The organism is Acinetobacter sp. YH12106 (genome assembly GCF_013418995.1).
In the GTDB taxonomy this organism is placed as follows: domain Bacteria; phylum Pseudomonadota; class Gammaproteobacteria; order Pseudomonadales; family Moraxellaceae; genus Acinetobacter; species Acinetobacter pseudolwoffii.
Window position 1 is genome coordinate 26211 of record NZ_VPAV01000005.1, and the last position, 20497, is coordinate 46707.

Below are 20497 nucleotides of genomic sequence, written 5' to 3' on the forward strand. Positions count from 1 at the left end.
ACAATCAAACCTCAGCCACCGCATTGCGTCCTTTGGCCTTTGCTTTAAACAAAGCATCATCGGCATTTGACAACAAAGCCATCCAGGAAACCGCCCCAATCGCCACCCCGATACTGACCGAAACCTGAATCTCGTCTCCTGCTGCAGTCACAATATGACGCTCAGCCACTTCAGCCCGGATTTTATCAGCCACAATCAGTGCCTGCTGCATCTGGATATTTTCAATCAATACCAGAAATTCATCGCCGCCATAACGCACCAACAAATCTGTAGCACGGACATTGGCCTGTAAACGCTCGGCCACCAGTTGAATCACCTGATCGCCAATAATATGCCCATATTGATCATTCACCTGTTTAAAATGATCAATATCAATAATCATCAAACAGGTCTGGCTCAATTGACCCGGCTGATTTTCCATAAAGCGGATATATTCTTCCAACGCAAAACGGTTGGCCAGCCCGGTCAAAGAATCGGAATGAGCAATATTTTTTAAACGGAATTCTAGCGCATCGCGTTCTTGCAACATTTGTTGCAATTTCTGAATGGCAGCGAATAAGGAATCAGAATGATTCACTTCACGCAGCCGCATATCAATTTTCTGACGACCCGAGTTTTTAGACAAACTCAACAACATGCGGCGTGCCTGAATAAGTGGCAAAAATACTTGTTTGCGTGCAAAGATCATGGTGGAAATCGCGGTCAGTAATGAAATCAACGATACCAACACGCTCCAGATCAAACGCTGCATATTGCTGTTCATTTCCTGAATAGCGGCATCTCTGCTGTATTGCAGCAGATAAGTTTGCAGGTCTACCACAGTCGCAAATTTATCTACGATCGCTTCAGTCAGCTCTGTTCCGCTCAAACGGTAGTCACGTTGTTCCAGACTGTCACTGATCAGCTCACTCACAATCGGTAAGCCTTGCTGAATAAACTCGGTTTCTACCCGCCGATGTAAACGGATGAATTCCTCAGTCTTATCTTGAACAGGTTGAATGGTATCAATCAAGGCCCACAAATAACGCACCTGATGTTGGGTCTGTAAAGAGCGGGTAATATTTTCAGTGGGAAGCGGAGCTTCAAAAGTCACATGTGCCATGATAGACGAGGCCACACGACCGGCCTGATCACGTAAATCTGATAAAAATAGAATCTGGCTAATATAGTTATTCAGAGGGGTCGATGAGCTATCTGAAGCCACCGCCACGTCACGCAAAAGTTCACGGCAACTTTCCCAGGCAGCAAACATCGCCAGAATCGCCTGATCAAGTTCCTGAGCACTGCGCAGCTGACGCGGCATCTGGGTATAAGCATCAACCTGTGCACGCCCTTTTTTCAAACTATTCTCAAGCTGTGAAAGTTGCTGACTCAGGTTGTTAAAACCGACCTCCGTCAATACATCCGCGGTCTGGGACAATTGCCGATCCACCTGTTGACGGTAGCTGATTAACTCTTGCTGATGCTGGGCAAATTCCTGCACCGAACTGGACATGGCCTTATTGGCAGGCGCACGCTCACGCGAAATTTTATTTGCCAGGTCAGCGACCTGCTGCAATGCATTCAATTGTTGATAGGTTTGTCTGGATTTTAAATAACTTTGACTGCTACTCACAATTAAGGGAATACAGATACAAAGTAAACATAAAATAATAATCGACATCGACCAGTACAAACGTTTACTGATCCACTCAGAGCGTAAGGTATTCATGCTGTTGTATTACGCCCCAATATGACAAGCAAAGCTAAATAGATTGATTATTATACAAATAAAATGAAATACTCTTAAAGTAGGTAATTCAACTTAGTTAATGTTTTTTCTATATTTTTTTGATTTTAATTTTTAAAAGCGCTACTTTTTAAATTCAGGCTAAAGTTTTATGGGTTTTATCCTACAAAAAATACAACACAAATACAGGACTTTTAAGCATTAAAAAAAATATCAAAACTTGCTTTCCGCACTATTTACACATGCAACAATTGGGTGCATAATGCACCGCATTAGGGCGAGTTAAATTATTCCTCAGCAGATATTTTAGTTTACCCGCAAATTTTGGCGAAAAAACCCCAGTTTTCTATGAAAACTGGGGTTTTTTTAGTGCTTATATTTTTAGGTCATCTATTAATGAATTAATATGCACCATTTTAGTGCTTTATTTTTACTATTTTTATTGCTGAAGTTCATTGCTACAGAACAGTTTCTATCTTAGAAGATGAATAGAAAGTAAATAAAAAATGCGGATAAAAAAAAGCCCAACCTTGGGGAAAGCTGGGCCAATAAAAAAATTGTGGAGAATCACGTTAAATCATAATGAAACATGAACTTTAACCTGATACTGATATTATGTAAAAATCTATTAACAATGTAAAGCCGATTGGCCTAGTCGAGATTAAAAAGCATCACATTTTGGTTCAAAAAAGAGACACCTATTACAATTCTAGAGGAATTCTGCATTAAATTTGTACAATTTATAATAAAGCGTGATGAATTATATAATTCATCTTATATTTTTTGACATATTTATGAATTTATCCTTAAAACATCAATTGAATTTTACGATAAAAAATCAATAATCAATTTAATTAATGAATAATAATATCCACACATTTTCTTCTTAATCTTTGACGTAGTGTTCTATTTTTAAGCTCTAGCTTTTTGTTATAAAACAAATTTTACATAAAATTCAATTTCAAGCTAAATAGATGAATATTACACAAAACTAATACATTATTTTAAGACGAAAAAATACTAAATTCGAAGTGGATTGACTTAATAAATTGTTACAATACAATATGTTCTATGTTGTACATCTTTTGTAACAAAATGGTAAATATCATGAAAAAACTAGGTTTAGCCACTGCTGTATTATTAGCGATGACCGGTGCTCAAGCATATCAATTCGAAGTTCAAGGTCAGTCAGAGTACATCGATAACACTGCAAATGACAAAGACTTCACTGGCGCTGTTCAAGGTACTTATTACTTTAAAGATGTAGATGCGTCTAAAGGTCCTTTAGCTGAAGCTGCTTTTTTAAACCAAGCATCTAATGTTTCTGCTGCTTATACATACGGCGAAGACGGACAAGAATTTGGTGATCGCACTGTGCACCATACTTTCGGTGTAAAAGGTGAAGCGTATATCCCGACTAACGTTGTTCCTGCTTATGCAAGCGCTTCTTATAGCCATACCATCGCGGATAACAAAGCGGGCGACGTAGACGGCAATGGTGACCGTTATGCATTAGAACTAGGTGCATTACTAATCCCTAACTTCTTGGTTGCTGTGGGTTATACCAGCGTTGCTGACCAAACTTCTTATGATGCTTTCAACATGTTTAACAACGGTGTTGCTAAAGCTGCTCTTGAATCTCGCACAATCAATGAAGACCAAGACGCAATCACTGCCCGCACTAAATATGTAGGCGCGATTGACGGTACTAACATGTCAATTGGTTTTGAAAGCGGTTTAGTTTATGGTGAAGATACTGCCTACAACTTAGGTACAACTCTTTTCCTTAACCCACAGTTAAGCGTTGGTGCTTCTTATATGGAATCTAGCTATGCTGGTTCTCCAGATAAAGCTTGGGGCGCAAACGTAAACTACTTCGTTACTCCAGCTGTCTCTGTTGGCGCTAGCTATGTAAATGCTAACTTTGAAGCTGTTAAAGCTGCTGAAGAAGATGCAGTTGCTTTAGACACACAAACTGTTGGCGTAAATGCTAAATTCCGTTTCTAATTTTTAATTAGATGCTGAATAGAAAAAAGGACGCTTGATGCGTCCTTTTTTATTATTGCTTGATTTTCAGATTTAGATACGCTTATTCTGGTGTACGCACCAGACTTAAAAAGTGCAAATGTCGCTCATATTGATCAATAATATCCTGGAGCAGATCTTCTTGCGTCCATTCCATCACATCATAGCCCTGCCCGCCTTCTCTTAAAAAGACTTCTGCCTGATAGGAATCTACGCCCGCATTCTCCAGTTCAGACATAAAGCTTGGACTTAAAGTCTGGGTCGCATTGACCTGATAGATAAAATTAATTTCATCCTGATGATCAACACGGAGCTGTATACCGTCTTCTAGCGGACTAATCGTCACGTGTAATCGGCGCCGTTTCAATTCACTCTGAAAGCTGAGAAATGCCTTATTCACTGTATTTTGAATATACTGCTGCACCTCTTCCTGAGTGTGCGGATAATGCATAATCAGGCCTAATCGCTGTTGCCAGCTGCGCGGATTCTGGATCGCACGCGGGGTAATCCGTGCGGCTTGCAGCGCATGCATTTTGGTGACATCCAGATGTAAGGCTTTGATTAATCCCCAGCACATCAGCAGCATAATGAAGGTAAATGGCAAAGCACTCATGATCGTGGCCGATTGCAAAGCCTCTAAGCCTCCTGCCAGTAAAAGGATGATAGCCAGTAAAGCCATGAGTACGGTCCAGAACAGACGCTGCCAGGTCGGTGAATTTTCACTTTTTGCTGTCAGATAATCAGTCACCAATGCTCCTGAATCGGCAGAAGTCACAAAGAACAGCATCACCAGTAAAGTCGCAATGATACTGGTCACTGAGCTGAAAGGCAGATTAGCTAAAAATTCGAATAGAGCCACAGAGGAATCACGTTGAACTGCTTCTAGCAAGCTGGTATTGGCTTCATGCATAATGCTATACAGCGCAGCATTGCCCATAAAGCCCATCCAGATCAGGGTAAATCCAGTCGGGATCAGCAATACACCCACGATAAATTCACGAATACTGCGCCCTTCCGAGACCCGGGCAATAAACATCCCGACAAATGGCGACCAGGAAATCCACCAGGCCCAGTACATGATGGTCCAGCCCCCAATCCAGCCACTTGGCTGATAGGCATACAGATTAAAGGTCATACTGAACAGATTTGAAACATACTGGCCGGCATTCTGAATAGTCGTCTGTAACAGATAAATACTCGGACCTGCCACAAAAACAAAAATCAGCAACAGCAGTGCAAGTACCAAATTTAGTTCAGATAAACGTTTAATTCCTTTGTCTAATCCAAAAAATACGGAAGTCGCCGCCATGGCACTGACCACAATAATCAAAATGACCTGAGTACTGGGTGCCTGTTCAATGCCAAACAAATAGTTCAAACCTGAATTGATTTGGGTCACCCCGAAACCAAGCGTGGTGGCCACACCAAATACCGTACCAATGGTGGCAAAGGTATCGACGCCATCTCCAATCGGACCATAGATCTTTTGACCAATCAGTGGATACAAGGCCGAACGGATTTTTAAAGGCAATTGATGCCGGTAAGCAAAATAAGCCAAGGATAGGCCAACAAGCGTATAAATAGCCCAGGCATGTAAGCCCCAGTGGAAAAAGGTGACCCGCATAGATTGTTGTGCAGCCAGTACAGTTTCCGGTTCACCGGCAGGTGGCGTGACATAATGCATCACCGGTTCGGCCACGCCAAAGAACATCAGTCCAATCCCCATTCCTGCGGTGAATAACATCGCAAACCAGGAGGCACTGCTATATTTCGGCTGGCTATGGTCGGGTCCCAGTTTGATTTTGCCCATATCCGATAGGGCAATATAAACCAGAAGGATGAGAAATATCGCCACCGACAATACATAGAACCAGCTAAAGGAGGTGGTAATCCACTGGTTCAGTTGCTGGGTGAAAACTGAAAAAGCATCGGGTGCAAATACGACCAACGCTAAAAATATCGCAATAATGGCGACAGTACTAATAAAAACATTTGGATTGATATTGGCAAACCAGGATGGTTTTGTGGAAGGCATACCTCCTCCATTTTTTAAAAATTGGATCGACAAACAGCGTCAAATAATTATTGGTAAGGTCAAAATGATCAGACAGATTCAGTCTATGGAAGCTAGATCTCCTGCTATTTTAGGATGTTACACAAAATAAAGCCGTTAAGTTACTGTAACCCGATCATTCCAAGGGTTGTCTCTTACTCATCCGGACTTCTATGTTGATTTTCTGCACTATTTTGTTTAGGCAGATGGGAAATATAATGTAAGGCAATCAGGCGAGAAACAATCAGGGCCAAATACATCACCCCGACAAACATCTGGATAATTGCCAGCATCCGTGCCAGCGGACTGACCGGCATCACATCCGACAAGCCCGTGGCGGACTGGACACTAAAGCTGAGAAAGATCAAATCCAACCAAGGCTGATGGGCTTGCAAGTCAGGATCTGAAAAGCTATAAGGCACCCATAACTGGCAGACACTATAAAGAAAAGCAAAGCCCCAGGCCAGTAAGGTAAATACCGCTCCAGCTGCAAAGAGTTCATCTTTGGTAAGATAGCGGTCATGAAACATATAACGCAACAGGCCATAAGCAGCACTAAAATATGCACTGGCTTCAAACAGATTCGCCGTCACATAGACCCAGGTATAGCGCAGGCCCAAAACAATCAGTGAAGAAAATAGAATTGCGCCGGCCACAAAGCTGAGTCCTAAAATGGTAAACATCGGCGTCTGGCGAATGACCTTGGCAATGACCAGTAACACCAGGACACCGAGCATCCAGGTGATTGCCCGATAGGGCAGGTTTTCATAACTCAACATGGACAAGATCAAAATCAGCAATTGTAAACAAAGCAGCCATGCTGAGGGCAGATGGGTAAAACTGTGCCAGAACTGCTGCAAAGATTGCTTCATACTGCCCTTCTTGTTGCTATTCTTGTTACTATCTTCATGTAGGGAACACATTGTTATGGTTAGCCGCTTTTAACATAGCATGCTCAAAGTCGCTTGCAGATATGCGATTTGTATGAAAATTACTGAAATAACGCTGCACAAATCCAGCCAGCTCAATTCAATACGGCGTTTATACTAAAGAAAAAACTTGATGATATCTCCATAAAAAAAGCCCCTGACGGGGCTTTTTTTAGCGTAGCGGAGATCTTAGTGATCCGATGCGCCTGAGATACCAATACCAGTTTGTGAGCGTACAAACTGCGCATCAAAGGCTTTGCGTTCTGCCTGAGCCTGTGCCGAATTATCCGTCACAGAGAACAACCAGCAGCAGAAGAATGACAATGGCATCGCGAAGATTGCAGGACCATTGAACGGGTTTACTGGCGTATCAGAAATACCCAAAGTATCGACCCATACTGCTTTAGACAGCACAATCAAGGTTACTGCTGTTACCAGACCTGCAACACCACCAATCACTGCACCACGTGTCGTCAAGCCTTTCCAGAACATAGACAATACCAGTACCGGGAAGTTGGCACATGCTGCAACCGAGAATGCCAGACCGACCATGAAGGCTACGTTTTGTTTCTCGAATAGAATCCCGAGAATCATTGCAAAGATCGCAAGACCTAAAGTCGCAATCTTAGACATACGTAGTTCAGAGGCAGGCGTAGTTTGGCCTTTCTTCAACACGTTGGCATACAAGTCATGCGAAATAGCTGAGGCACCTGACAGAGTCAAACCAGCAACGACTGCAAGAATCGTGGCAAATGCAACTGCAGAAATGAAGCCCATGAACAGGTCGCCGCCCACTGCATCAGACAGGTGCACCGCCGCCATATTGTTACCACCAACAAGCTCCAGCTTGCCAGTCACCGCCATTTTTGCAACATCAAGGAATTGCGGGTTGTTCGATACATACAGAATCGCACCGAAACCAATGATGAAAGTGAGCAGGTAGAAATAACCAATAAAACCTGTCGCAACTACGACTGATTTACGCGCTTCTTTGGCATCTTTTACCGTGAAGAAACGCATCAGGATATGTGGAAGACCTGCTGTACCAAACATCAATGCCAGACCTAAAGAAATCGCATCAATCGGATTAGACGCTAAACTACCTGGACCCATGATTTTGGTTGCATCGGCAAGACTCAGGTCATGCACTTTTGAATAAACACCAATTGCCTGTTCAAACATGTTGGTAAAGCTAAAGCCCACACCTTTCATGACCATAAATGCCATGAAGGTCGCACCGGACAATAACATGACTGCCTTGATGATCTGTACCCAAGTGGTTGCCAACATACCACCGAAGATGACATAAGCCATCATCAACAAGCCAACAATCACGACTGCAATGTTATAGTTCAGACCGAATAGAAGTTTGATCAGCTGACCTGCACCCACCATCTGTGCAATCAGGTAGAACGCCACCACAACCAGTGAACTTAAAGCAGCCAAGGTACGTACCGGTTTTTCCTGCAAGCGGAAAGATACTACGTCTGACAGGTTGTATTTACCCAGGTTACGCAGACGTTCTGCCACCAGGAACAATACGATCGGCCAACCCACCATAAAGCCCAGTGAGTAAAGTAAGCCATCAAAGCCTGACAGGAACACCATCGCGGAAATACCCAGGAAAGAAGCTGCTGACATATAGTCACCGGCAATCGCCAGGCCATTCTGAAAACCGGAAATACCGCCACCGGCCGTATAGAAGTCTTTGGTACTGGTGGTTTGTTTGGCTGCCCATTTGGTAATAAGCAATGTTGCCCCAACAAAAATCAGGAACATGATAATCGCAGGCCAGTTGGTTGCCTGCTGTTCTGCTGCACCCAGATCAGGTCCAGCCAGGGCCAGACCTGAGGTCATTGTGGTTGCAGCAAGGGCGATAAGAGAATTCCATTTCATCTTAATGTGGTCCTTTTTCATGAGCAATTGCTTCTACTTCACGTATGGCTTCTGCCGTCAGTTGGTCGAGAGTGTTATTTGCAATATAGGAATACACGCCACACAAAATGAATGACAAGACAATGATGCTCAGACCCAGCGGTATCCCCCAAGTCGTTACACCACCTGAAAGCGAAGACAATAAAAACTCTTTGTTGTAGCCGACCAGCAACATGAAACCCACATAGACAAATAGCATAATGCCGGTTAAGGTCCAGCTCAGCATACTTTTCTTGCGGACCATTTCTTTGAATTTTGGATTTTGTAGAATTCGATCTACTTGTGCCTCATCCATAGTTACACTCCTGTAGCCCAACCATGGGCTAACTATTTTTAATTCGAATTATCACTATTACAACTTAACAAGAATCCTATGTTCTTGTAATTTAGACTTTGGTCGTTAAAAAATGACCAATTTAAACTGCAGCGTTCATGATGCGCTATCATAGCGGCATGCTCAGCACACATCAGGCTATATGAACAGTTGGCTCATCATAGGGGTACTTGCCCTCTATATCGCATTGCTCTTTATCTGCGCTTTTTACGGGGAAAAACATGCCAGCCGGCTGAGTACCCGTGGGCGCATGCTATTGTTTAGTTTAACTTTAGGGGTGTACTGTTCATCCTGGACCTTTTATGGCGCTACCGGCGCTGCGGTACGGGAAGGCATTATTTTCCTGCCGATCTATCTTGGCCCGCTGTTATTCGTTGCCGTCGGTTATGATATCTGGCGCCGATTAGGACGGGTACGACAGCATCATGCGATTTCCTCAATCGCGGACTTTGTCGCGGCGCGCTATGGTAAAAGTGGCCCGCTGGCATCGCTGGTCACCATTCTGGCAGTGGTCGCGATTGTGCCTTATCTGGCTTTACAGCTACGCGCCATTGCCCTGAGTGCCGCAGTCATTCTGGAACCATCTGCCGGAATTGCCAACACCACCAATGGGGTGCTGTTTTTGACCGGTGTACTGGCCATTCTGGCGATGATCTTTGGCACCCGGCAGATTGCCAATACTGAACAGCATGGCGGTCTGATGCTGGCCGTGGCCTTTGAATCCTTTGTCAAGCTCTTTGCCCTGCTGGCAGTCGCCTGTTTCTTTATGTTTGAAGCACCAGGAAATATGGCACAGATCAGCACAGATATCAGTACCACCTTCCGTGATGTCCAGCTGTTTGGGGTTCCGCAAAGTTTCTGGGTTCAGACCTTGCTGGCAGCCCTGGCAGTTATCTGCCTGCCACGCCAGTTCCATGTGGCAGTGGTGGAGCTGCGTGATGAAAAACATATCCGCGGTGCACGGCGCTGGTTTGCGGTTTATCTGATTCTGACCACGCTGGCGATTATTCCGATTGCCAGCTGGGCATTGCATGCGGCGCCGCAATATCTGGCAATTCCAGATGTGGCGGTCCTGTCCTTACCCCTCAGCTATAATCAGGACTGGCTCACTTTATTGGCATTCTTGGGCGGCTTTTCCGCATCTACCGGGATGCTGCTGGTGTCTTCTGTGGCACTTTCCATCATGCTCAGTAATGATCTGATTATGCCAGCGCTATGGCGTTTGAAACTGATTTCCCGACATGATAAACGCTTGCCGCTGGTACTGAAATTTACCCGCCGGATCTGTATTCTGGGCGTGATGTTAATGGGCTTCCTGTTCTTCAACTTCTTTAATGATATTGATCAGCTTTCTGTTTTTGGCCTGTTGGCCTTTAGTGCGGTAGCACAATTCGCCCCTGCCCTGATCGGTGGCCTCTACTGGCGCGGTGGTAGTAAGCAGGGCGTATATGCGGGTCTGTTGACCGGTTTTGCCTTGTGGTCCTATACCCTGCTATTTCCCACCATTCTGCGCAGCCTGCCAGAAGCCTATCACCGCTTTAGCCAAAATCTGCTCACTAACGGCCCTTTTGGCTGGAACTGGTTACGTCCTGAAGCGCTGATCGGTTTCGAATCGTTTGATCCGCTGACGCATGGGGTGGTCTGGGCACTGGGCCTGAATACAATCCTATATATTTGGATCTCGCGGATTTTCCGTCCGAGTATTGCCGAACAGATTCAGGCTGAAAGTTTCTTCTATTATGAAACCAAGCCACTGCCATCGCAGAGTCCCTCAACTGAAGTCAGTTATTCGCATCAGGATGTGGCGCGTTTAAAAGTCGGCGATCTGATTACCCTGGCCAAGCGCATTACCGGTGAAGGGCCCACTACCCGCGCTTTTCAGCAATTTTGTACCCAAAACAGTGTCGAACTGAATGAAAATAGCAGCGCCAATGGCATGTGGTGGCGTTTTACCGAACAATATCTGGCCGGTACCATCGGGGCAGCTTCGGCACGTACCCTGCTGACCACGGCCATGGTCAATAATGGCCTGGCCTTGGGTCAGGTCGCCAACATTCTCGATCAGGCCTCACAATGGCAACGTTTTAACCAGAATCTGATCATGACCATGATTGATCACATGACCCAAGGGGTCAGCGTAGTCGATGAAAACATGTGTCTGGTGGCCTGGAATAATCAGTATCTGAAACTGTTCGATTATCCGACCGATATTGTCTATGTCGGCTGTCCAATCGCAGATCTGATCCGTTATAACGCCGAACGTGGTGAATGTGGGCCGGGTTCGGTCGAAGAACATGTCCGCAAGCGTATTCACTGGATGCAGGTCGGCAGTGCCCATGAATTTGAACGGATTCGTAAAGATGGCCGGGTCATTCAGATGCGTGGTAATCCGATCGAAGGGGGTGGTTTCGTTACGACTTTTGCCGATATTACTGCCTTCCGTGAAAATGAAGCCGTCTTGGAAGCCCGGGTTCAGGATCGTACCCAACAGCTGGCAGATGCCTTGTCCGAACAGCAACTGGCGCGTGAACAGGCCGACAAAGCCAATATGTCGAAAAGCCGCTTTATTGCCGCCGCCAGTCATGACCTGTTGCAGCCGATGCATGCGGCGCGTCTGTTCAGTACTGCCTTGGAACAAAGCGTCCAAAATGACGAAGACCGCAAGACCTTGCAGCAACTGGATCGTGCCCTGCATGGTGCAGAAAGCATGCTGTCTGCGCTACTGGATATTGCCCGACTGGAAGGCGGTACCATTCAGCCGAAACGTCAGGCCTATCCGCTACATGACTTGCTGAGTGATCTGGAACTGCAGTTTAAATCCATTGCGGCACAACGTGGCATTCAATTCAGTGTGCATGATGCGCAGTTCTGGATTGATACCGATCCACAGTGGATTCGCCGGATTATCCAGAACTTTGTCAGTAATGCGCTGCGTTATACCGCCAAAGGTAAAGTGATGGTCGGGGTCTTACGCTCCAGTACCAAACCGAATCATATCCGCATTGGCGTCTGGGATACCGGACCGGGGATTGCCGAAGAACAACGTATCAAGCTGTTTCAGGAGTTTGAACGTTGCGGCCATACCTCTCCATGGGGTGAACAGGGCCTTGGACTGGGTCTGGCCATCGTGCAACGCATGACCAGCATGCTGGACTATCCGGTGCATGTGTATTCGGCGCTGGGCAAAGGCTCCTGTTTTATGATTGAAGTGCCTGTCATTGCAGCACCCAAAGTCGTCGCTGCACCTGTTCAGGCCGTACCACTAAAAACCAAGGCGTTTAAAATCCTGTGTCTGGATAATGATGAAACCATTCTGGAAGGGATGGCGACCTTGTTGAGCAAATGGGGTTATCAAGTCTTTAAAGCCACCGAACCAGAGCAGGCATTGAGGCTGATTCAGCAGGAAAATATTCAGGTCTGGCTGGTCGATCAGCATCTCAATCAGAACAAGATCGGTTTAGACTTTATTCTGGAACAGCGCCGCAATGATGTTCCGGTGGCGCTGATTACTGCCGATTCCGATCCGGAATTGCCACAGCGCCTGAAAGAGCTGAATATTGTATTGCTGAAAAAACCACTGAAACCTGCATCCTTACGATCATGGTTATCCGGACTGAAAATTTCTGATTCCTAAGATTGTATTGCATTCATGAATGCCCATTTTAAAGCTTAAAATGGGCATTTTTTATACTCAACTGCCACAGAAAATCACCTAGCTTGCATAAAATTTATTCTAATGTGCTAAAAGCAGCAAATATGCCGAAAATACAGCCGAATAAATTGACCAAAATGTTCATTTTCTAATTCACCATGGCAAAAAATGACCAATCTGTACCTGTACAGCAGTACACTTATTTACAATTAATTATCTATTTGTTTTAACTCATAATTAAAGGGTAGTTTTCCAGCACTATAACTTTAGTCGTATTTTTTATCAGCTATGCTTGGCTCTAAAAATAGAGGAATAAGAAACGATCAGTTTCCATCTCATACATGCCTTGATTGTTTGGGTAGCTGATCTTTCTGCATATCGGAGTTCTTCACATGAACATAGATCAAAACCATGGCCTGAATCAGGCCCAGCAGTTCCACCGTCAATATGGCGCCAATGCCTTATTGCCAAGCATTGACTGGGCACAGATCTTTAAATACAGCAAGCTGAATGATGCCCAGTATCAGGCGCTGGAAACGCTGTATCAGAGTGCAGTCCCGCTGGCACTGCAAGTTTTTGATGAATTACATTTTGATGTCTTTGAACCTTATGCTTACAAGCCGCAAGGACTGGGTCTGTTTGAACGGATTGCCGAGCAGGAAGACAAACTGCTTCAGTCTTTAGAAGCTGAAACAGCGGATCTGCCGGCGCAAACTCGTCATCAGATCTGGAGCATGTTGCTGCGTGGTGGTGCCGTCCTGGTGTTTAAGGCCTGGCTGGGTAAAGTCAAAAACGAAGATAACTGTCTGGATACCAGCCAGTTTGACGAGCTGTCTGATTTACTATTTATTAAAACCTGCCCGCATGAGCTAGCGCAGCGTTTACATGTCGATCCGAACACGCGCGATGATCATATCTTCCTGATGTATGACAATGAAGTCTATCTGGACCGTTTTAACAGTCTGGAAACGGCTGCACTCTTTGTCGATCTGGGTGTTTATGATGCGACTTTCCTGAGCCTGCGAGATGATCGCGTGGCAGAGTATCTGAAATCCAAGGGTTATGTCACCGAAGATCAGATCGATGAATTGCAATGTGCCTTAAATCCATTATTCTGCGATGATTTCACCCGCAAGCAGGATTATATTGCTTAATATATGCATGCTTTTTCACTGAATTATTCAGATAAAAAAAGACCTCCAAGGAGGCCTTTTTCCATGCGGATATACAGAACTTACATTTTCCGGTCTTCAATATTCAGTGCATTAATGGCCAATACCGCTTGTGTCCGGTTTTGTACGCCAAGCTTACGGAAAATTGCAGTCACATGCGCTTTAATGGTCGCTTCTGACACGTCCAGTTCATAAGCAATCTGCTTATTCAGCAAGCCTTCGGCCACCATCATCAATACTCGGAACTGTTGTGGGGTCAAAGACTGGATCCGTTCCGCCAAAGCCGTTTCATCGGCAGCACGCGGGTCAAAGTTCATGTTGGCTGGCAGATTTGGCGGTAACCAGATCTCACCTTCCAGCACTTCGCGAATCGCTTCACCAATATGGCTTGGATGGGCAGATTTTGGAATATAGCCCATGGCACCATGCGCAATGGCACGCTGGATAATACTGACTTCTTCATGCGCAGACACGACAATGATCGGCAGCGACGGATATTGCGCGCGGACGTGTACCAAGGCAGAAAAACCTGATGCGCCTGGCAAATTTAAATCCAGCAGCACAAGATCAGGCTCGGGGCCATTTTCTAGACGTTCATAAAATTCATTGACTGCCGCAGTTTCATGAATCTGGGCTTGTGGCAGGCTATAACGTACAGCCTGAATCAAAGCATGACGAAATAGTGGATGATCATCAACGATTAAAATATTCATAGGCAACGTGAGAGAGATCTTGGCACGGTAGACCCTATTCTAACCACACAACCCGGTTAAGGATATGCAAGACTCTACAATTTTTAAAATAATATGCAGTTTTTCTTCAAAATCACCATTTTTCGCGGTATTTCAATAATTATTTAATTCTCATCACTTTTTTATATATAACGTATTCCTAAATTAAAAAGCTTAGCTATATTCGATATAAATCTACATATCAAAAACTTATATTAAAATTAATGCTTATAAACCAGGCTTTTTTCATATATCGAAAAATCAGATAACTTTTCAGCTTTTCGTTATTTTACAGCCCGGCACTGAATCGGGATTAATAAGGTCATTCCGAGATTATCCCTATTTTTCAGGTTCTAAATATGTCTAATTTTAATGCGCAAAAACCCTTAAATATTGTTGCCGTATCTGGCGGTTTAAATCATCCTTCAAAAACCGAAGCCTTGGTTCAGGCCATTATTGATGAACTGGGTGAAGCGACACCAATTCATGTACATTTTATTAAATTTAGTGAAATTGGTTCGCTCTTGGGTGGTGCGATTTATCGTAATCAATTACCGCAGCGCGTTCAGGATGATCTGGCCGCCGTCGAAGCTGCAGATGCACTGATTGTTGGTACACCCGTATATCGCGCTTCATTTACCGGCTTGTTTAAACATTTCTTTGATTTTGTCGAGCAGACTGCACTGGTCGATGTACCGGTACTTTTAGCGGCTTCAGGTGGTAGTGACCGACATGCGCTGGTGCTCGAACATCAATTACGTCCATTATTCAGCTTTTTCCAGGCTCAGACTTTACCGATTGGCGTGTATGCGACTGATCGTGATTTCACTCCTGAATATACCATTCACAGTGAATTGCTCCGCGATCGTATTACCCTGGCAGTAGCACGTGCCCTGCCTATTCTGGAATGGGCACCGGCCAAAGGACAACGTGCCGAAGTCATTAAAGCAAAAACCCAACAGGCCAACCAGAACTTGAGCATCAATAAACAAATCGAACAAGAAGAAGTGTTGCCCTCTGCGGCTGTACCAAGTCTGGATGCAGCAGAATCCCGCTTGCACAGTAAAAAATCAGCGCAAACGCAAGTTGCTTGATCAGCGATTTTCACTTCGAGGGTTGAAATATGTCACAACAGCAAATACAGCAAGACATCAAATTTGCATATTGGGTTCCGAATGTCAGTGGCGGTTTTGTCGTCAGTACCATCGAACAGCGTACCGACTGGAGCTATGAATATAACGTGCGTCTGGCACAAGCAGCAGAAAAAAGCGGTTTTGAATATGGCCTGACCCAGATTCGTTTTGCGTCAAGCTATGGTGCAGAAAACCAGCATGAATCTGTCAGCTTCAGTCATGCCTTGCTCGCACAAACCAGCAAGATCAAGTTAATTGCAGCAATTTTACCCGGGCCGTGGAAACCTGCGCTTGCGGCAAAACAATTGGCCAGCATTAACCAGCTCAGCAATGGCCGGATTGCGATTAACGTGGTCAGTGGCTGGTTCCGTGGCGAATTTGATGCGATTGGCGAAGCATGGCCAGAGCATGACCAGCGTTATGCCCGTTCAGAAGAGTTTATTCGCAGTTTGCGCGGAATCTGGAATACGGATCACTTTAATTTTGATGGCAAGTTCTATCAATTTAAAGACTATACCTTACGCCCACAACCGCTCCCGGATAAACCGGTCGAGATTTTTCAGGGTGGCAGTTCACGTGCGGCGCGCGATATGGCTTCACGTGTTTCAGACTGGTATTTCACCAATGGCAACACCCCTGAAGAGCTGAAAAAACAGATTGATGATATTCGCGAAAAAGCCCGGGCCAATAATCACACTGTAAAAATTGGGGTCAATGCCTTTATCATCGCACGTGATACTGAAGAACAAGCCAAAGCGGTGTTACAGGAAATTATTGATAAGGCCAATATCAAAGCAGTGAAAAATTTTGCTGAAGCGACACGTGAAGCCGGTGCCTCGACAACTGAAGGCGAAGGCAACTGGGCAAAATCAAGTTTTGAAGATTTAGTCCAGTATAACGACGGTTTCAAGACCAATTTAATTGGCACACCGCAGCAAATTGCTGAACGTATTGTAGTTTTAAAAAATATTGGAGTCGATCTGGTGCTTTCCGGTTTCTTGCACTGTGTTGAAGAAGTCGAATATTTTGGAGAAAAGGTGTTGCCATTGGTGCGTGAGCTAGAAGTACAACAACAGCAGGTTGTGCAGGCTAAATCCGCTTAAATCTAAGTGGTGCTTATGCCCAAATATTATAATAATGACGGCACATTGCAAATTTTCCCCTCAAGGCTCGGCTTGAGGGGTTTTTTATCCGGACAGAAACCAAGCAGTCCAGTAAAGCGCTAGCCGGATTTAGCTTTCCTGCCTACAATGGGATGCAATTGCAAGAATAGACGTTTTAACTATGTATACCGGTATTGTCCAAGGCCTGGAACAGGTCATCGAGATTCGCAAAGGCGATGGTTTTATTACCCTGTTGGTCAGTGATCAGCACGGCTTTTTTGCAGATGTGTTTATTGGCGCCAGTGTGGCAGTAAATGGTGTCTGTCTCACGGTGACCACGATTGACCGGGCGCAGAAACAGATTCATTTTGATATTTCCAATGTCACCTTGGCGCTTACCACCTTGAAAGCCTTAAAAATTGGTGATGAAGTGAATATTGAACGCTCTGCCAAAGTCGGTGCAGAAAACGGTGGACATAATCTGTATGGCCATATTGAAGGCAGGGCTAAGGTCATCCAGATTGAAGCTCGCGGTGAAACCCTGCATATCGATTTACAGATTCCAGAGGGTAATATCAAGTACTTCTTCCTAAAAGGCTTTATTGGGCTAAATGGCTGCAGCCTGACCGTGAACCGTGTCGATCGTGCCCACAGTGAAATTTCGATTGACCTGATTCCAGAAACCTTGCGTCTGACCACCTGGAAGCACATCCAGGTGGGCGATACAGTGAATTATGAAATTGACCAGATGACCCGTACTTTGGTGGATACTCTGGAAAATATTTATCAAGCCAAAGCTTAATGGTATAAAGAGACTGATACGTGCAAAAATCAGTCTCCTATCATATTAATATTTTAATACTATTCCATCGGTAGCAGATTGCCTAAAATGCAGGCTAACTCCCTGATTTAAGAAAGTACCATGCATCTGATCTGGTTTCGCCAAGACCTTCGAATTCAAGACCATGCCGCTTTGTGGCATGCCACTCAACAAGGCCCCTGTGTGGCTTTGGTGGTGCTTTCTCCTGAGCAATGGCAGTTACATCAAGATGCGCCGATCAAAATCGATTTTTATCTGCGACGGCTACAGGTTTTCAAACAGCAACTAGAACAACTGAATATTCCTTTAATTGTGCGAGAAGTCGGCTTGTGGCGTAATCTTGCTGATGAGATGTTAGCACTCTGCCAAAACTTGCAGATTGATAGCTTGCATGCACATATTGAAGTTGGGGTCAATGAACTACAGCGTGATTTCAAGGTTCAGCAACGACTAGAACAGCAGCAGATTCGGGTCGAGCTGTATCATGATCGCACCCTCTTTCCATTGGCGAGTATCCGCAATCAGTCCAATCAACCCTATCAAGTCTATAGTGCCTTTAAGAAAAAATGCTATGAGCGGCTGATTCTCGATGTGCCTTCTGCTTATCCTGTGATTGCGTCTCAGGACTTGCTCGAATTGCCTGCAGAGCTGACACATTTTGATCTGGAAAAGTTTGCGGGTCGCTATTCAATAGAAAATTCTGAAAAACTTTGGCCCGTAGATGAAACTCATGCCCTACAGATGCTGGATGATTTTATCGAAGACCGCTTAAGCAGCTATCAAACAGATCGTGATATTCCAGCGCTTAATGGCACCAGTCAACTCTCGCCTTATTTAAATATCGGCATTCTCTCGATCCGCCAGTGCATTCAGGCGCTGTTTAAACAACATCATGGCTATTTCCAGATCGATGATCTCGGTCAACAAACCTGGCTGGATGAACTGCTGTGGCGTGAGTTTTATCAGCATACCCTGTTCGATTTTCCCCGCGTTTCCAGACATCGCCCGTTTAAAGAAAATACCGATAAAATCCAGTGGCGGCATGCACCTGAAGATTTGGCAGCCTGGCAACAGGGCCAAACCGGGATCCCGATTGTAGATGCCGGGATGCGGCAGCTACTGGCCACCGGCTGGATGCATAATCGGGTGCGCATGATTACCGCAATGTTCCTGTGCAAAAACCTGCTGATCGATTGGCGTTTGGGAGAAAGCTGGTTCATGCAGCAGCTGATTGATGGTGATCTGGCAGCCAATAATGGCGGATGGCAATGGTGTGCTTCGACGGGTATGGATGCGGTGCCTTATTTCCGGATTTTCAATCCGGTCAGCCAGTCACAGAAGTTCGACCCGAATGGGGATTATATCCGTCAGTGGGTGCCTGAACTGGCGCATCTGGATGCCAAAAGCATTCATGAACCCTACGCCAAAAACCCTGACCATGAACTGGACTATCCAAAACCGCTTGTGGATTTAAAATCTTCCCGTGTCCGGGCAATCGAGGCTTTTAAGCAGCTTTAAAAAAGACCCGTCATCTTAAAAATAATAAAACAGCTTCTCATATAGAGGCTGTTTTATTATTAGGATCAGGAATAAAAACTTGGATCAGGCACTTTTCCGGTCAGCACCCATTCCCCCACTTCCTGATATTTATAATCCACCGGATCATGCAAGGTTTGAGTCCGAACATTACGCCAGAACCGGTCCAGATTCAGTTGCGCAGTCGTTGCCCGTGCACCCATGACCTGAAAAATATTCTGGGTGATATATAAAGAGCTATTGGTCGCGGCAATTTTGGCGGTGGCAATCGCAATCGAGACGTCACCACGCTGCTCGGCAGTCAGATCAGGGCCGATATTCCAAGCTTTCTGCAAGGTCTGAATGGCTTGATCTGCCAATAAACGCACGCTTTCCAGCTGCACATAAAACTCGGCAAAATGCTTTTGGGTAAAAGGATCATTCACTGCATGTTCAGCCAAGGATTTTGACCAGGCTTTTTGGGTTTGTACGGTCTGTTTGGCAACTTCAAAAGCCCCTTCGGCGACACCGAGAAACATATGCACAAATATCAGCTGCGCAATCAATGGACGTAAACTGGAATACGGCGTACTCAGTGGCCCCGGATTGAGCAGCAATTCATCCCGGTGAATGTTGACCTGTTCAAAATGACTGGTGCCGCTGTCAGTCTGGCGCTGACCCATATTGTTCCAGTCGCCTAGAAAGCTCACACCCTGTCGCTGGGTAGGAATCACGCCAATCAGCAATTTTCCTGCTTCGTTATAACCTGAACACAGCAACATATCCGAATCGATCGAACCAGAACAAAAGCTTTTATCACCATGGAAAATATATTCATGCTCTGAGACTTGAGTTGCCGTGGTACGACGATCCAGCGGATTGAGAGTATTGCCCCAGAACAAATTATTTTGCGCAGTCTGTGCAAACCATTTGCCATATTGCTCGGGTTGGGAAAATAGCTGTACGGTGGCAATCAATAAATGATGAAATCCATAAACATGCGCCAGAGAGCTATCGACCTGCGCCAGGGTCTGAATGGTTTTAAAAATTGTCCGCCAGTCTGCACCCTGTCCACCATAGGCAACAGGAATAGACAAGCCGAGCAGACCACTGTTACGGATCAGGTCTCGTTCATGCTTGGGATTACCGCCCTGCTTGTCTCGCACTGCGGCAGTTTGGGCAAATTGTTCTGCCAGTTTCTGGGCAATATCGACAGGAGATTGATCTAAATATGGTGATCGTACATTCATTATTTTAACTCATGTTCAGCATGTGGGCAGCTTAGCAGATCAAGACGTTGCGCTATATTCGAAAGCATGCAGAGCTTATTCCTGATCTAAAAATACCGGCTGCGTGCAGCCGGTAT

Annotated in this window: 14 protein-coding genes; 7 read left to right on the plus strand and 7 right to left on the minus strand. The window is 45.2% G+C overall.

From position 1 onward, the window contains the following. Positions 1 to 4 precede the first annotated feature (4 nt). The gene (locus FTU45_RS06195; RefSeq protein WP_180076138.1) at positions 5 to 1711 is read right to left on the minus strand and encodes a diguanylate cyclase; all 1707 of its coding nucleotides are present in this window, start codon (positions 1709 to 1711) and stop codon (positions 5 to 7) included. 1113 nt (positions 1712 to 2824) lie between these two features. Here FTU45_RS06195 and omp33-36 point away from each other — a divergent pair. Further along, positions 2825 to 3736 carry a porin Omp33-36 gene (gene omp33-36, locus FTU45_RS06200; protein ID WP_257223955.1) on the plus strand — a complete coding sequence of 304 codons (912 nt, stop codon included), beginning with the start codon at positions 2825 to 2827 and terminating at the stop codon, positions 3734 to 3736. Positions 3737 to 3818: 82 nt separating this feature from the next. Here omp33-36 and FTU45_RS06205 read toward each other — a convergent pair whose 3' ends face one another. The 4 genes from FTU45_RS06205 to FTU45_RS06220 form a co-directional block, all read right to left on the minus strand. Continuing rightward, positions 3819 to 5789 carry a choline BCCT transporter BetT gene (locus FTU45_RS06205; protein ID WP_159516472.1) on the minus strand — a complete coding sequence of 657 codons (1971 nt, stop codon included), beginning with the start codon at positions 5787 to 5789 and terminating at the stop codon, positions 3819 to 3821. 173 nt (positions 5790 to 5962) lie between these two features. Further along, positions 5963 to 6679, minus strand: a complete 717-nt coding sequence (locus tag FTU45_RS06210) for a two pore domain potassium channel family protein (protein ID WP_180076140.1) — start codon at positions 6677 to 6679, stop codon at positions 5963 to 5965. A 246-nt stretch (positions 6680 to 6925) separates the two neighbouring features. Continuing rightward, on the minus strand, positions 6926 to 8632 hold the full coding sequence (locus tag FTU45_RS06215) for a cation acetate symporter (RefSeq protein WP_180076141.1): 1707 nt from the start codon (positions 8630 to 8632) through the stop codon (positions 6926 to 6928). A 1-nt stretch (position 8633) separates the two neighbouring features. Next, positions 8634 to 8966: a DUF485 domain-containing protein gene (locus FTU45_RS06220; RefSeq protein WP_005095096.1), complete on the minus strand. Its 333-nt coding sequence runs from the start codon at positions 8964 to 8966 to the stop codon at positions 8634 to 8636. 181 nt (positions 8967 to 9147) lie between these two features. Between FTU45_RS06220 and FTU45_RS06225 the strand changes: the two genes are divergently transcribed. Together FTU45_RS06225 and FTU45_RS06230 are read left to right on the plus strand one after the other, a co-directional pair. Further along, entirely contained in the window at positions 9148 to 12639 is a 3492-nt protein-coding gene (locus FTU45_RS06225; RefSeq protein ID WP_074383882.1) for a PAS domain-containing hybrid sensor histidine kinase/response regulator, read from the plus strand. A gap of 410 nt (positions 12640 to 13049) precedes the next feature. Continuing rightward, entirely contained in the window at positions 13050 to 13811 is a 762-nt protein-coding gene (locus FTU45_RS06230) for a hypothetical protein (protein WP_005095093.1), read from the plus strand. Positions 13812 to 13891: 80 nt separating this feature from the next. Here FTU45_RS06230 and FTU45_RS06235 read toward each other — a convergent pair whose 3' ends face one another. Then, the gene (locus FTU45_RS06235) at positions 13892 to 14542 is read right to left on the minus strand and encodes a response regulator transcription factor (RefSeq protein ID WP_004281370.1); all 651 of its coding nucleotides are present in this window, start codon (positions 14540 to 14542) and stop codon (positions 13892 to 13894) included. A 377-nt stretch (positions 14543 to 14919) separates the two neighbouring features. Here FTU45_RS06235 and msuE point away from each other — a divergent pair, with 377 nt between their 5' ends. The 4 genes from msuE (at position 14920) to FTU45_RS06255 (ending at position 19134) form a co-directional block, all read left to right on the plus strand. After that, positions 14920 to 15654, plus strand: a complete 735-nt coding sequence (msuE, locus tag FTU45_RS06240; protein WP_005095088.1) for an FMN reductase — start codon at positions 14920 to 14922, stop codon at positions 15652 to 15654. Positions 15655 to 15683: 29 nt separating this feature from the next. Beyond that, a complete protein-coding gene (gene sfnG, locus FTU45_RS06245) occupies positions 15684 to 16796 on the plus strand; it encodes a dimethylsulfone monooxygenase SfnG (protein WP_180041153.1) in 1113 nt (370 codons plus the stop codon). Between the two features lie 181 nt (positions 16797 to 16977). Next, on the plus strand, positions 16978 to 17598 hold the full coding sequence (locus FTU45_RS06250) for a riboflavin synthase subunit alpha (RefSeq protein WP_100329499.1): 621 nt from the start codon (positions 16978 to 16980) through the stop codon (positions 17596 to 17598). A gap of 120 nt (positions 17599 to 17718) precedes the next feature. Next, on the plus strand, positions 17719 to 19134 hold the full coding sequence (locus FTU45_RS06255; protein WP_180076142.1) for a deoxyribodipyrimidine photo-lyase: 1416 nt from the start codon (positions 17719 to 17721) through the stop codon (positions 19132 to 19134). Positions 19135 to 19199: 65 nt separating this feature from the next. Here the strand turns inward: FTU45_RS06255 and FTU45_RS06260 are convergent, their stop codons facing one another. Next, the gene (locus tag FTU45_RS06260) at positions 19200 to 20381 is read right to left on the minus strand and encodes an acyl-CoA dehydrogenase family protein (RefSeq protein ID WP_100354927.1); all 1182 of its coding nucleotides are present in this window, start codon (positions 20379 to 20381) and stop codon (positions 19200 to 19202) included. Positions 20382 to 20497: the final 116 nt, after the last annotated feature.